The 13,557-nt window shown below is 69.0% G+C and carries 13 protein-coding genes; 6 read left to right on the forward strand and 7 right to left on the reverse strand.

The annotated features are described in order from the left end of the window. Positions 1-175 precede the first annotated feature (175 nt). The 5 genes from mshD (at position 176) to pstB (ending at position 5,268) form a co-directional block, all read left to right on the forward strand. A complete protein-coding gene (gene mshD / locus QMK34_RS44400) occupies positions 176-1,093 on the forward strand; it encodes a mycothiol synthase (protein WP_326420859.1) in 918 nt (305 codons plus the stop codon). 227 nt (positions 1,094-1,320) lie between these two features. After that, positions 1,321-2,448 carry a phosphate ABC transporter substrate-binding protein PstS gene (pstS, locus tag QMK34_RS44405; protein ID WP_326420860.1) on the forward strand — a complete coding sequence of 376 codons (1,128 nt, stop codon included), beginning with the start codon at positions 1,321-1,323 and terminating at the stop codon, positions 2,446-2,448. A gap of 202 nt (positions 2,449-2,650) precedes the next feature. Then, positions 2,651-3,571, forward strand: a complete 921-nt coding sequence (pstC, locus tag QMK34_RS44410; RefSeq protein ID WP_326420868.1) for a phosphate ABC transporter permease subunit PstC — start codon at positions 2,651-2,653, stop codon at positions 3,569-3,571. A 2-nt stretch (positions 3,572-3,573) separates the two neighbouring features. After that, a complete protein-coding gene (gene pstA / locus QMK34_RS44415) occupies positions 3,574-4,488 on the forward strand; it encodes a phosphate ABC transporter permease PstA (RefSeq protein WP_326420869.1) in 915 nt (304 codons plus the stop codon). Positions 4,489-4,491: 3 nt separating this feature from the next. Beyond that, positions 4,492-5,268 carry a phosphate ABC transporter ATP-binding protein PstB gene (gene pstB, locus QMK34_RS44420; RefSeq protein ID WP_326420861.1) on the forward strand — a complete coding sequence of 259 codons (777 nt, stop codon included), beginning with the start codon at positions 4,492-4,494 and terminating at the stop codon, positions 5,266-5,268. 88 nt (positions 5,269-5,356) lie between these two features. Here the strand turns inward: pstB and phoU are convergent, their stop codons facing one another. The 4 genes from phoU to idi form a co-directional block, all read right to left on the reverse strand. Beyond that, positions 5,357-6,022 (reverse strand): phosphate signaling complex protein PhoU, encoded by a 666-nt coding sequence (phoU, locus tag QMK34_RS44425; RefSeq protein WP_326420862.1) that lies wholly within the window; start codon positions 6,020-6,022, stop codon positions 5,357-5,359. Positions 6,023-6,117: 95 nt separating this feature from the next. Next, the gene (locus tag QMK34_RS44430) at positions 6,118-7,539 is read right to left on the reverse strand and encodes an LCP family protein (protein ID WP_326420870.1); all 1,422 of its coding nucleotides are present in this window, start codon (positions 7,537-7,539) and stop codon (positions 6,118-6,120) included. An 830-nt stretch (positions 7,540-8,369) separates the two neighbouring features. Further along, complete coding sequence (locus QMK34_RS44435) at positions 8,370-9,077, reverse strand: GGDEF domain-containing protein (RefSeq protein WP_326420863.1); 708 nt, start codon at positions 9,075-9,077, stop codon at positions 8,370-8,372. Between the two features lie 65 nt (positions 9,078-9,142). After that, entirely contained in the window at positions 9,143-9,772 is a 630-nt protein-coding gene (gene idi / locus QMK34_RS44440; protein WP_326420864.1) for an isopentenyl-diphosphate Delta-isomerase, read from the reverse strand. A 170-nt stretch (positions 9,773-9,942) separates the two neighbouring features. On the opposite strand from idi, the gene QMK34_RS44445 reads away from it, so the two are divergent. Continuing rightward, positions 9,943-11,169 (forward strand): alpha/beta hydrolase family protein, encoded by a 1,227-nt coding sequence (locus QMK34_RS44445; protein ID WP_326420865.1) that lies wholly within the window; start codon positions 9,943-9,945, stop codon positions 11,167-11,169. A gap of 97 nt (positions 11,170-11,266) precedes the next feature. Here the strand turns inward: QMK34_RS44445 and QMK34_RS44450 are convergent, their stop codons facing one another. The 3 genes from QMK34_RS44450 to QMK34_RS44460 form a co-directional block, all read right to left on the reverse strand. Continuing rightward, positions 11,267-12,100, reverse strand: coding sequence for an alpha/beta fold hydrolase (locus QMK34_RS44450; protein ID WP_326420866.1), 834 nt, complete (start codon positions 12,098-12,100; stop codon positions 11,267-11,269). Positions 12,101-12,109: 9 nt separating this feature from the next. Next, entirely contained in the window at positions 12,110-12,664 is a 555-nt protein-coding gene (locus QMK34_RS44455) for a cysteine hydrolase family protein (protein ID WP_326420867.1), read from the reverse strand. Beyond that, on the reverse strand, positions 12,661-13,557 hold an 897-nt coding region (locus QMK34_RS44460), incomplete at its 5' end, for a purine-cytosine permease family protein (RefSeq protein ID WP_442785355.1). The genes QMK34_RS44455 and QMK34_RS44460, both read right to left, overlap by 4 nt.

Below are 13,557 nucleotides of genomic sequence, written 5' to 3' on the forward strand. Positions count from 1 at the left end.
GCCGCTAACCGGTCCCCCGGTCCCCGTCCCGAGTCGCGTGCCCCTGAAGGCCACCATCACGGCGTTAGACGCCGTGATGGTGGCCTTCAGGGGCACGCTTTGCTGTGTGGCACGCCCCGCTCCTCGAAAAACGGGAGCAAAGGTCCCTTGCTCCCGCGCCGCTAGGGTCGGGGGTATGGATACGGGCGGCGAGTGGGTCAGTGAACTGGGTGCGGACGGCGTCGAGCAGGTTCGCGGGATCCTGCGGGCCGCCAAGGAGGCCGACGGCCGTCCCGAGGGCACCGAACCCGCCGACGGCGGCGAGCACTTCGTCCTGCTGTTCGAGGGAGACGCCGTCGCGTACGCGCACCTCGACACCGCCGGGGACTCGTTCGGCCGCAAGGTCGCCGAGCTGATCGTGCATCCCGCGCACCGCCGCCGCGGCTTCGGCACCAGGGTCGCGCGGGCGATCGTCCAGCGCGCCGGTGTCGAGCCGGACAAACTCCGCGTCTGGGCCCACGGCGATCACCCCGCCGCCGCGCGCGTCGCCGAGCACCTGGGGCTCACCCGCGATCGCGAGCTGCTCATCCTCCACGTCGACGTCCCGGGCGAGGACTGGCCAGAGCCGACCCTGCGCGACGGCGTCCGGCTGCGCACCTTCGTGCCGGGCCGGGACGAGAACGCCGTCATCCGCGTCAACGCCCGCGCCTTCGACTGGCACCCCGAGCAGGGCGCGCTCACCGCCGACGACCTCCGCGCGGACGAAGCGCAGCCCTGGTTCGACCCCGCGGGCTTCTTTCTGGCCGAGAACGCTCAGGGCTCAGATAACTCAGCGGGAGACGTCGTCGGCTTCCACTGGACGAAGGTCCACGCGCCCGTTCCGGGCCGATTCGGCGGCAAACCGATCGGTGAGGTCTACGTCGTCGGCGTCGATCCGGGCGCGCAGGGCGGCGGGCTCGGAAAGGCGCTCACCCTCGCCGGTCTCCGCTACCTTCGCGACCTCGGTCTCGAGCAGGTGATCCTGTACGTCGAGGGTGACAACGCGCCCGCGCTCGCGGTGTATTCGAAGCTGGGCTTCACGCGGGCCGAGGTCGACGTCCAATACGGCCGGTAGCTCGGGTTACACACCCTGCAAGCACCCTGTCACTGAGGGCAAACCCGCAGGTCACGAGCAGGACACGGCATCCTCTCGGACGAGTAGCACTGCTCACATCCTGGGCCTTGTTCACTTTCCGTTCATCAAGAGCAGGGCGTCCGTCCACTGTGGCTGCCTAGTGTCCGATTCCGGCGCGGCGAGCAGCCCGCCGAAACCGGACGAACTCTCCCAGTGGAGGAAATGCAGTGAAGATCATGCGGCCCGTGGGCGCGGTAGGCATCGTTGCGAGCGCCGCCCTCGTGCTCGCCGCCTGTGGTTCCGACCCCGCGGCGAGCCCCAGTGGTTCCAACTCCGCGGCCGTGCCCGCGGCCAGCGGAAGCGCACAGGTCGACTGCGGTGGCAAGAGCCCGCTGTCCGCCGAAGGCTCGTCCGCGCAGAAGAACGCGATCGACATCTTCACGCTGCAGTACGGCAAGAGCTGCTCCGGCCAGAAGGTGAACTACAACCCGAGTGGATCCGGCGCCGGCGTCAAGCAGTTCAACGCCAACCAGATCGACTTCGGCGGCTCGGACTCGCCGGTCACCGGTGCCGACGCCGAGGCCGCGGCCAAGCGCTGCGCGAGCCCGGCGTGGAACATCCCGATGGTCGTCGGCCCCGTCGCCGTCGCCTACAAGCTCACCGGCGTCGACAAGCTGACGCTGACCGCCGCGGTCACCGCGAAGATCTTCAACGGTGGCATCAAGAACTGGAACGACCCGGCCATCAAGGCGGTCAAGGGCAACGAGAGCCTGACCCTGCCGGACAAGCCGATCCAGGTCGTCTCCCGCTCGGACGAGTCGGGCACCACCGACAACTTCCAGAAGTACCTCACCGCGGCCGCCAAGGGCGTCTGGACCCAGGGCGCGGGCAAGAAGTTCGCCGGCGGTGTCGGTAACGGCGCCCAGGGCTCGAACGGTGTCGCCAACGCGGTCAAGTCCGCCGACGGCGCGGTCACCTACGTCGAGGGCGCGTTCGCGAAGGACGGCCTCACCGCCGCCCAGATCGACAGCGGCTCCGGCGGCGTCGCGCTCAGCGCGGAGAACGTGGCGAAGTCCCTCGACTCCGCCAAGTTCCTCAAGGACGGCACCAACGACCTCGCGCTCGACCTGAACGCGATCTACGCGAGCAACACCCCGGGTGCGTACCCGCTGCTGCTCACGACCTACGAGATCGTCTGCTCGAAGTACGCGGACCCGAACACCTCGAAGGCCGTCAAGGCGTTCCTGAACGTCGCGGCCACCGACGGGCAGAAGCCGCTCGCCGACAAGGGCTACGTCCCGATCCCGTCCAGCCTGCAGGAGAAGGTCCTGGCCGCGGTCAAGGCCATCACCTGAGTTTGTTGCCAGTGCTCGCCCTAACGAGTAAAGACAGGCTGGACAGAACTAGCCGATGAGCGAGTCAACCTCGTCACGAACGCCCACCGGTGACCCCGGTGGGCGTTCGTCGTCCGCCAAGACATCCCCGGAGGACCCGATTTCGGAGCAACCAGCCGCGCCGGCTCCCGAAAAGCCGCTCGCGAGCGACAACCCGAAGAAGGTGCGGCCCGGTGACCGCATCTTCCAGAACCTGACCACCGGGGCCGGTGTCTTCGTCGTCGCCCTGATCGCTCTCATCGGGATCTTCCTGCTGGTGCAGGCGATCCCGGCGCTGCAGGCCGACAAGGTCAACTTCCTGTTCTCCCGGGAATGGTCGACCAACGACCCGAACAACATGGCGTTCGGCATCCTGGACCTCGCCGAGGTCACCGTCGCGACTTCGCTGGTCGCGCTGGTGATCGCGATGCCGGTGTCGCTCGGGATCGCCCTGTTCCTCACCCACTACGCCCCGAAGCGGCTGGCGAGGCCGTTCGCCTACGTCATCGACCTGCTCGCCGCCGTGCCGTCGATCATCTTCGGCCTCTGGGGCATCCTCGTGTTCGCCCCGGCGATCGAGCCGTTCTCGAACTGGATCAACGACACCTTCGCGTGGATCCCCTTCTTCGCGCCCGGCAACGTGGCGCCAAGTGTGCGCGGCACGATCTTCACCGCGGGCGTGGTGCTCGCCGTGATGATCCTGCCGATCATCACCTCGCTCACCCGCGAGGTCTTCGAGCGCACGCCGACCCCGCACATCGAAGGCGCGCTGGCGCTCGGCGCGACGCGCTGGGAGGTCATCCGCACCACGGTCCTGCCGTTCGGCAAGGCCGGTTATGTCGGTGCGTCGATGCTCGGCCTCGGCCGTGCGCTCGGCGAGACGATCGCGCTGGCGGTCATCCTGCTGATCCCGGTGGGGCGGCCGTTCGACTGGAGCATCTTCGACGGTGGCGCCACGTTCGCCTCGAAGATCGCGGCGAACTACAGCGAGTTCAACAACGCGACCTCGGCGGGCGCGTACATCGCGGCCGGCCTGGTGCTGTTCATCCTGACCTTCCTGGTCAACTTCGCGGCTCGTGCCGTTATCGGCAAGAAGGGGGAATGAGCATGTCCACCACGCTCGAAAGCCCCGCGACCACACCGGCGTTCCAGCAGGTCAGCCTGGCCAGGAAGAGCAAGAACGGCGTCGCGACGGTACTGGTCTGGCTCTCGTTCCTGATCGCCGTCGTGCCACTGGTCTGGGTGCTCTACACCGTGGTCGCGAACGGCATCAAGCGCATCCCGTACTCGAACTGGTGGGCGCAGGACTTCGGCAACGTCCTGCCCGACGAGGTCGGCGGCGGCGTGCTGCACGCGATCATCGGTTCCCTGCTGCAGGGCCTGGTGTGCGCGATCATCGCGGTCCCGATCGGCATGCTGGTCGCGATCTACCTGGTCGAGTACGGCCGGGGCGTCCTGGCGAAGATCACCACCTTCATGGTGGACATCCTCTCCGGTGTTCCGTCCATTGTGGCCGCGCTGTTCATCTACGCGCTGTGGATCACCACGCTCGGCCTGCCGCGCAGTGGGTTCGCGGTGTCACTTTCCTTGGTACTGCTGATGATCCCGGTGGTCGTGCGGTCCTCGGAGGAGATGCTGCGGATCGTCCCTGACGACCTGCGCGAGGCCTCCTACGCGCTGGGCGTGCCCAAGTGGAAGACGATCATGAAGATCGTGCTCCCGACGGCGTTGTCCGGCATCATCGGCGGCATCATGATGGCGCTCGCCAGGGTGATGGGCGAGACGGCGCCGCTGCTGGTCCTGGTCGGCTATTCGGCCTACACGAACTGGGACATCTTCAACGGCGAACAAGCGGCACTGCCGCTGGTCATCAACAACGAACGCGTCAGCAATCCCTTCAACGAGGGTACCGTCGGTTTCGACCGGATCTGGGGCGCCGCACTGACCCTGGTGCTGATCATCGCGTTGATCAACCTGCTCGCCACCGTCTTTTCCCGCCTCGTCGCCCCGAAGAAGAAGTGAGTCATGGCTAAGCGAATCGACGTCAAAGACGTGGACATCTACTACGGCAAGTTCCACGCCGTGGACGGAGTCACGCTCTCGGTGCCGCCGCGTAACGTCACCGCGTTCATCGGCCCCTCCGGGTGTGGCAAGTCGACCGTGCTCCGCACCCTGAACCGGATGCACGAGGTCATCCCCGGTGCGCGCGTCGAGGGCGAGGTGCTGCTCGACGGCGAGGACATCTACGGGTCCACAGTGGACCCGGTGCAGGTGCGCCGGACGATCGGCATGGTCTTCCAGCGCCCCAACCCGTTCCCGACGATGTCCATCCGGGACAACGTGGTGGCCGGGCTGAAACTGGGCGGTACCAAGAACAAGAAGTCGCTCGACGAGATCGGCGAGCGCGCGCTGCGCGGCGCCAACCTCTGGAACGAGGTCAAGGACCGGCTGAACAAGCCGGGCGGTGGCCTTTCCGGTGGGCAGCAGCAACGTCTGTGCATCGCGCGGGCCATCGCGGTGCAACCGGACGTGCTGCTGATGGACGAACCGTGTTCCGCGCTGGACCCGATCTCCACGCTGGCGATCGAGGACCTGATCGGTGAGCTCAAGAAGGAGTTCACCATCGTCATCGTCACGCACAACATGCAGCAGGCGGCCCGCGTTTCCGACCAGACCGCGTTCTTCAACCTGGCGGGCGTCGGGCAGCCGGGCCGGCTGGTCGAGCTGAACGACACGGAGAAGATCTTCTCCAACCCCAACGAAAAGGCCACCGAGGACTACATCTCGGGCCGGTTCGGCTGAGTCCTAGCAACCCGTAAAGCCCCTGAAGGCCACCATCACGGCGTTAGACGCCGTGATGGTGGCCTTCAGGGGCTTTTTTGCTGTGGTGTCAGACGTCTTCGTCGGCGCCGTAGCCGGGCATCTTGCCCGTCACGACGAAGACCATGCGGCGGGCCACGGAGACCGCGTGGTCGGCGAAGCGCTCGTAGAAGCGGCCCAGCAGGGTCACGTCCACCGCGGCGGCCACGCCGTGCGGCCAGTCCTTGTCCATGATCACCGTGAACAGGTGCTTGTGGATGTCGTCGACCTCGTCGTCCTCGGCCTCCAGTGTCCTGGCGGCCTGGACGTCCTTGGTCTTGATCACCTGCTCGGCCTGGCGGGCGAGCCGGACCGCGACCTTGCCCATCTCGGCGAAGTCCGGGCGGACGCTCTCGGGCAGGACCGGCTCGGGGTGGCGGCGGCGGGCGGCCTTCGCGACGTGGAGGGCGAGGTCGCCCATCCGCTCCAGGCTTTCCGCCGCGTGGATCGCCGCGAGCACCGTCCGGAGGTCGGTCGCCACCGGCGCCTGCAGCGCCAGGAGGGCGTACGCCTGCTCCTCACACTCGGCGCGCGCGTCGTCCACCTTCTGGTCGTCGCTGATCACCTGCTCGGCGAGGCCGAGATCGACCTCCAGCAGTGCCTTGGTCGCCCGCTCCATGGCCTCGGCCACCTGGAGTGACATGGCGGCCAGGTTGCCGGCGAGCTGTTCGAGTTCGACATGGTAAGCCTCACGCATGGGCTAACCCTACGGGCAACGTTTCGCGATTACCGCATCGCTGGGTGAACCCGACGTGAACCCGGCCTAACGAATGCCGTCCTGGCTGATCGCCGTCAGCCCGAACTGCTTGTCCGCTTGGTGGAGGTCTTCGCCGACCCGCTCTTGGACGTCGGCTTCGACGCGCTCGTCGGCTCCGGTGCGTCGCTGCTCGGCGGGGCGGCCGCCGGCGCGTTCGGATCGGGCAGCGGGGTGTTCTCGATCAGCGCGGTGAACACGGCTTTCGCCTTGCTGGGCACCAGTACCTCGTTGCCGCGGGAGTTGGCCGTCCCGACCGTCGGCACCGTCATGAAATTGATCTTCGACGGATCGACCCCGCGCATCGACTGCGCCAGCGTCAGCAACTGGTCGATGCCGAGGTTCTCGCCGAAGGTGGCCTTCGCGAAGGCCGTCACGAACCCGCTCACCTTGCCGGTGTCGAGCATGACGTCCTTCGACATCACCGTTTTCAGCAGCGCGCCGATGAACGCCTGCTGCCGCTTGATCCGGCCGTAGTCGGAGGTCGGGTCGCCCTTGACGTGGCGCGCCCTGACGAAGTTCAGCGCCTGGTCGCCGGAGATCTTGATGTCCCCGGCTTCCGGGACGACCGTGCCCAGCACGCCGTCGATGATCGGGATGTCGGTGTGCACGGTGACGCCCTGCACGGCGTCGACCATCTCCTTGAACCCGTTGAAGTCGATGCCGACGAAGTGGTTCATCCGCAGCCCGGTGATCTGCTGGATCACCTTCGTGACGCACTGCGGGCCACCGACCGCGTACGCGGTGTTGAGCTTCGCGATCTTCTGCGCCGGTGAGACCTGGTCCGTGTACTTCGACGTGGCCGGGTCCCAGCGCTGGCAGTCCGGCCGGTTGACCTCGAGGTCTCGGGGGAACGACACCATCACCACGCGCGACCGGTCCTTCGGGATGTGCGCGATCATGATGGTGTCCGACCGGGCACCGGGGGTGGTGTCGGCGGTGCCGACGCCCTCTTCGGCGGACGCGCCGTCACGGGTGTCCGAGCCGACCATGAGGAAGTTCTCGGTGCCGTTCTGGGCCGCCGCGTTCTGGATGTCGCCTGAGTTCTGGTCGAGCGCGGCGGCCTCGGTGAACTTCGCGTCGAACCAGGTCTTCGCGCCCCAGACGGTGCCCGTCGACAGGAACACCAGCGCGGCGGCGACGACCGCGGCGATCCGGCCGAACTTGGCGGACCGCTGGCCGCGGCGCTGTTTCTTCTCCTGCAACCGGGTCTGGGGAGCAGCTTCGGGCTCGGCCTGCGCCGCGGCCTCCGCCTCGGTGTTCGTGACGGCACGCTGCAGCGCGGTGCGGGTCTGCTCCAGCAGCGCCGCCGGGCGCGAGGCCAGCCGCTCACGGCGTTCGCGCCGTTTGGCCTCTTCGGCGTTCATCTCGTCGTGCGCGGCGGAGAACCGGGCGAGTGTGTGGTCGATTTTGCGACGGGACATCGTCGCCTCGTCGATCGCCTCCATCTCGTCGGTCATCTCGGCGCGCGACGGGGCGGGCGCCGAGACCGGACGCGAGGGGACCGGTGGTGCGCCAGTCGCGGGCGGGGCCGCGGCGGCGCCGGTCTGCTGCGGGGGACGCCGGGGGCGGCGCGGCGGCTGGGGCGGGGCGGGCTGTACCTGCGCGCCCGGATTCTTCACGGGCGGGCGACGCTGGGTGGGTGCTTCCGGGCTGGGCGCGGCGGCGGTGGTCCGGCGGGGCTGGCGCGGCCTTGGCGGCCGCGGCTGCCGGAGTCCTGGCGGCTGCTCGGCGGCCGGGGGCGCGGTGGGGGGCAACGGTTCGGCGCGGGTGGGGCGGGGCTGCTGCCGCTGGCCGGCCGCGGGTGGGGCGACGCGGGCCGCGGGCGGCTGTCTCCGCTGCTCGGCGCCCTCGGGCTGGGTACCCGGCCGGGGACGGCGCGGCCGGGTGGCAGGGGGTGCCGTCGCGGGGGCTGGCAGTGCGGAGTCCGGGTCGAAGACGGGGCGTTCGCCGGTGTGCCGGGCGACCACGTCGGACACGCTGATGCCGCCGTAGGTGTCCATCGATCGGCGTCGAGCGCGGCGACCGGTCCCCGGGGGCTGGTGCTCGTCGGGCACTCGGTCTCCTCTCGATGCTCTCGGACTGCTTCGCGGGCCGGCGGGCTTTCGGGCCCATGACCTCCCACAGAGACAGATCGTCACCCGGGTGGTTTTCGTTATCGTACGGATACCCGCCGTTCGTGACGACACCCTCCCGGAATTTTTTTCACCCAGCGTGGATTGCCAACAGATTACGTTCACGAACAGGTGAACGCCGCTGGGGTAAATCTCGGGGAATGCCCGGCTTGGTGTTACTCAGAGTGCGTAATTACGCGGTGTGATTCTTGATCGCGATAGGCCACTTTGTTGCGTCCGGCCCGCTTCGCGACGTAAAGGAGATTATCCGCGCACCGCAACTGCCGTTCGGGCTCGGCGGGCCGCGCGGACTCGGTGCCCGCTTCGTGCGCGAGCCCGACACTGATCGTCACACTGAGCCCGGGGCAGAACCGTGACCAGGGATGACGGGCGATGCGATCGCGGGCGGAGTCGGCGATGAGCACCGCCCGCGCGGCGTCGACATCGGGAAGCACGAGGACGAACTCCTCGCCGCCGTACCGGGCGCAGAAACCCTCTGGCGGCAGGCCTTCCTGGAGCAGCACGGCGACTTCGCGCAGGACCCGGTCGCCGACGAGGTGACCGTACGTGTCATTCACCCTTTTGAACAGATCGAGATCGACCAGGGCGATCCCCAGCCCGGGTCTGGCGCCCTGCTGGGTCACCAGGCCGTGCAGGCGCTGGTCCAGATAGCGGCGGTTGTAGCTCGACGTCAAGGTGTCGCGCAGGTTGCCGGCGCGGGCGATGTCCAGCGCCGACTGCAGGTGCTGGTACGCCCGGCGCCAGTCGCCCTGGGTCGCCAGCAGCCCGGCGATGGACTCGTGGAGGCTCAGCAGGTCGGGCGGCGCTCCCGCGCTCGCCCGGGACGCGGGTTCCTCCTCGGACACCACGGTCACCTCCGCCACCCCTAGGTTGTCGTCGTACAGGAGGCGACTCTTGAGGCGTACGGACAAGCTGGGCCGAAGATCGCTCAAGTGGACGACGGCAGCCCGCCAGTGTCACTCAGCGAAGTCTCCCGCCGCAGGCCCGAAAACGGACTCAGCTCGCTGAGCAGCGGGAACTGGTCTCGGGCCCAGTAACTCACATCAGCAGACTTGTCGTGTACCAACCGTGTGTAGTCGGGCCAGTCGAGCCAGCGGGTTTCGCCGACCTCTTCGGGGTTGGGCGCGGGCTCGTCGTCGATCCACGCCACGAAGACCGGGCAGAACTCGTTCTCGACCACGCCCTGGAATTCGGGCGTGCGGTAGCGGTACGCGGGAAGGACGCAGCGGAGGTCCTCCAGCTGGTGCACGCCGAGCTCGTACGCGGCGCGACGGCGGACGGCGTCCTCCAGCGACTCGCCAGGCGCCGGGTGGCCGCACACGCTGTTCGTCCACACGCCGGGCCACACCTTCTTCGCCGACGCGCGCCTGCTGAGCAGGAACGCCTGATCGCTGCGGCGCAGCAGGTAACAGGAAAACGCCAGGTGCAACCTGGTATCCCGGTGATGGCTGGCCAGCTTGGGGCCGGTCTCGCCGGTCGGCACACCCTCCTCGGTGACGAAGACGATGTGTTCGAGGTCACTAGCTGTCAGGTTTTCCACCGTTTCACTGAACTCCATCGACACAATGAACTACAGGCGGGTGCCCTCGGCTACCGACAACGGGGTGTCACCGGAGTGATTGCCGGGTGGTCGTCAGGTCGCTCCCTGTGACGGGTGGGGTGTACCCCACCGGCGAAGCTCCGGTGTGCAGGCTGGGGCCGGACCCTCGCGCCGGACAGGCTTTCCGCATGACTTCCACAGCGAAGAAATCGCTCGCCCGCGGCGTCACGGCCGCCGTCTGCGCCGGGCTCATGCTGGCCGCCGCGGCCGTCCCGGCGCTCGCTGCCGCAAGGCCGCCGACCGGCCGCGGGGAACTGATCGACGCGACACCGGTCCAGGCGCTCGACGCCGAACAGCTGAAGCTGCTCCTGCGGGGCACGGCGTTCGGCGCCGAGCCGGTCCGCTTCGGCGTCGACGCCTACCGGGTCACCTACCGCACTGTCGACGTCCACGGCCGCGCCACCACGGCCAGCGGGCTGATCGTGTTGCCGCGTAACGGGAATTCGCCGCTGCGGCTGGTTTCCTACGCGCACGGGACACGCAGCGGGCGGGCGGGCGTCGCGTCCGTCGATCCGTCCAATATGGACAGAGGGGCGGCGCTGCTGATCGCCTCGGCGGGGTACGCCGCCGTCGCGCCCGACTACCTCGGGCTCGGCTCGGGGCCGGGCTTCCACCCGTATTTCGACAGCGCGACGGAGGCCACCGCCTCGGTCGATTTGCTGCGCGCGGCAAGGAAAGTAGCCGCCCGGCAGCAGCGGACGCTGGATCCACGAGTACTGGTGACAGGGTTCTCGCAGGGCGGGCAGGCGGCGATGGCGCTGGGCCGCGCGCTGCAGTCCGGCACGGACCGGTGGCTGCGCCTCGGCGCGCTCGCCCCGATCAGCGGGCCGTACGACGCCGAGCACGCGGAGATCCCCGGCGCGCTCGTCACCGGGGAGGTCGCTCCTGACGTCGCGGCGTTCTACCTGGCCTACTGGACGGTCTCGGGAAACCGGCTGCACCACCTGTACGACGAGCCGTCGGAGGTGTTCCGCGCGCCCTACGACAAGACCGTGGAGGCGCTGTTCGACGGCTCGCACAGCGAGGAGCAGATCTTCCCCGCCCTGCCGGGCACGCCGCAGGAGCTGTTCACGGATTCCTACCGGGAGCGGCTCCTGCACCCGTCCGGCGCCGTGCTCGAGGCGTTGCGCGCGAGTGACGACACGTGCTCGAACTGGCGGCCCGCGGTGCCGGTGCACCTGTTCGCCGCGAGCGGCGACACCCAGGTGAACCTTGCGAACACCGTGAACTGCCAACGGGATCTGCGCGAGCACGGCGTACGGGCGCAGGTCACCGACCTCGGCCGGATCGAGCATTTCGACACCCTGTTCACGGGCCTGCCCCGCGTTCTCGACTGGTTCTCGCGCCGGTCCTAGTGGGCCCAGCTGAAGGTCGCCCTTGTTAGGTTGAACGTGCCAAAGGCGACCTTCAGCAGGGTGAACGCAGTCAAGGCGACCTTCAGCCGCGCCGGTCCTAGTGGGCCGTGAGGTGCTCGTAGAGGAGGGTCGTGAGGGCCTCGGGGGCCTCCTCCGGGACCCAGTGCGAGACGTCTTCGAGCATCTCGAAGCGGTAGGGGCCGGTGCACCAGGCGGCGGTGTCGAGCGCGGCGACCGAGCCGAAGGCGACGTCCTCGGTGCTCCAGACGTACAGCGTCGGCGTCTCGATTTTGCCGATCTTCCCGCCGGGACGGCCGGCGCGGTACCAGTTCAGCGCCGCGGTCAGCGCGCCTTCCTCGGAGAGCCGCTGGACGTACTCGTCGATCCGGCCCGGCGAGATGCGCCGGTCGAACATCTGGCGCAGGCCCTCGCCGTGGTTGTCCAGCATCCGCCGTTCGGTGACCCTGGTCTGGCGCCACTCGGTCAGGTACCCCGACCGGAGGTGCTGGTCCTCGTCGGTCTTCATCGCGTGCGCGAGCGCGGCCGGATGCGGCGTCGACACCACGGCGAGGCTGCGCAGGCGTTCCGGGTGCGCGTCGGCCGTCCACCACGCGACCGCGCCGCCCCAGTCGTGCCCGACCAGGTCGAACCGGCCCCAGCCCAGCTGGTCCGCGACAGTGATGACGTCACCCACCAGGGTGTCGATCCCGTACTCCGCCACCTGTTCGGGGCGGACGCCCGGCGAGTAGCCACGCTGGTCGAACGCCACCGCCCGGTGGCCGAGCACCCCGAGCGTCGCGACCTGGTGCTCCCATTCGAGGCACGCTTCCGGGAAACCGTGCAGCAGCAGGACGGGCCTGCCGTCTTCGGGCCCGGCCGCGATCGCGTCGAAGGAACCGGCGGAGGTCGGGATGCTCAGGTGGTCGATCACGTCCGCACTCTACGACGCGCGCGCCGCCAGCCGGTCGAGCAGCTCGTCGGTGTCGGTGACCTCGATCAGCGGCCCGTAGAGCCGGAGGATGGCCAGCGTCTGCCGGTGGCTTTCGTCGGTGACGCCCGCGCAGGCGTCGGCGACCACGATGACCTCGACGCCCGAGTCGGCGGCGGCCAGCGCGGTCGAAAGCACGCAGCAGTCGGTGGACACCCCGGCGAGCACCAGCGGCCCGTCGCCGGTCGCGGCCGCCAGCTCCGGAGTCCACTTGCCGAACCTGGTCGCGTCCACAGTGGACATATCAGGGAAGACGAACTCGCCGATCACCTGGTAGAGCTCGGAATCCGCGTCCTGCAAGGCGAACGGCCACTGGTCGTAGTACCGTTTCCACGCGCCTTGCGGCTGTTTCGGCGCGACGAACCGGGTGAACACCGCGCGCGGGCCGAATGCTTCCACCAGCCGCCGGATCGGCGGCACGACCTCGGCGAAGCGCGGGGTGAACCACTCGCTCGCCGGGTCGGCGAACACGTTCTGCAGGTCGATCACGGCCAGCAGGGGCTTCACGCGGCCGACTCCTGGGCATGGACGCTGGACCGGCTGAACAGCCAGGTCACCACGAAACCGAGCACGAGCGCGAGCAGGACGCCCAGGTTCGCGAAGGCCCACGAGCCTTCGCGGCCGCCGAGTCCGAGCGGCTCCAGGAGGTAGCCCTGCCAGCCGAGCCAGCCCGCCGAGGCGTTCGTGACCAGGCCCCAGCCGAGGCCGGTCGCGACCAGCACCAGCGCGATCGGGCCGAGGCGGATGTCGCCGTAGCGACCCGAACGGGCGAACAGGTCCGGCTCGGCGTAGTTCGCGCGGCGCAGCAGTACGTCGGCGAGCATCACCCCGCACCAGGCGGCGACCGGCACGCCGAGCGTGGTCAGGAAGCCCTGGAACTGGCCGAGGAAGCTGCCGCCGAAGAAGACGAGGTAGATCGTGCCCGCCACCATGATCACGCCGTCGGCCAGCGCGGCGACGTAGCGCGGGGCGCGCAGGCCCGCGGACAGCAGTGCGAGGCCCGACGAGTAGATGTCCAGCACCGCGCCGCCGACCAGGCCCAGCACGGCGACCACGGCGAACGGGACCAGGAACCACAGCGGCAGGATCGTGGTGAGGGCGCCGATCGGGTCGAGCGCGATCGCCTTGCTCAGCTCCGACGAGGACGCCGCCAGCAGGAGGCCGAAGACCAGCAGCACGAGCGGCGCGATCGAGGCGCCGAACGTCGTCCAGCCGATCACCCCGCGCCCGGACGTGCGGCGCGGCAGGTAGCGCGAGTAGTCCGCTGCCGCGTTCACCCAGCCGAGGCCGAAACCGGTCATCAGGAACACCAGCGCGCCGACGAACTCCTGTGCCGAGCCGGACGGCACGGCGGCCACCGCGTCCCAGTGCACGTGCCCGGCGACCAGGACGATGTAGAC

This window comes from Amycolatopsis sp. H20-H5 (assembly GCF_035828755.1).
Taxonomy (GTDB): domain Bacteria; phylum Actinomycetota; class Actinomycetes; order Mycobacteriales; family Pseudonocardiaceae; genus Amycolatopsis.

Coding starts and splice junctions, on each gene's coding strand:
- QMK34_RS44445 (WP_326420865.1), top strand. CDS start 9,943: ATGACTTCCACAGCGAAGAAATCGCTCGCCCGCGGCGTCACGGCCGCC.
- idi (WP_326420864.1), bottom strand. CDS start 9,772: ATGGAGTTCAGTGAAACGGTGGAAAACCTGACAGCTAGTGACCTCGAA.
- mshD (WP_326420859.1), top strand. CDS start 176: ATGGATACGGGCGGCGAGTGGGTCAGTGAACTGGGTGCGGACGGCGTC.
- pstA (WP_326420869.1), top strand. CDS start 3,574: ATGTCCACCACGCTCGAAAGCCCCGCGACCACACCGGCGTTCCAGCAG.
- QMK34_RS44430 (WP_326420870.1), bottom strand. CDS start 7,539: ATGACCGACGAGATGGAGGCGATCGACGAGGCGACGATGTCCCGTCGC.
- pstB (WP_326420861.1), top strand. CDS start 4,492: ATGGCTAAGCGAATCGACGTCAAAGACGTGGACATCTACTACGGCAAG.
- phoU (WP_326420862.1), bottom strand. CDS start 6,022: ATGCGTGAGGCTTACCATGTCGAACTCGAACAGCTCGCCGGCAACCTG.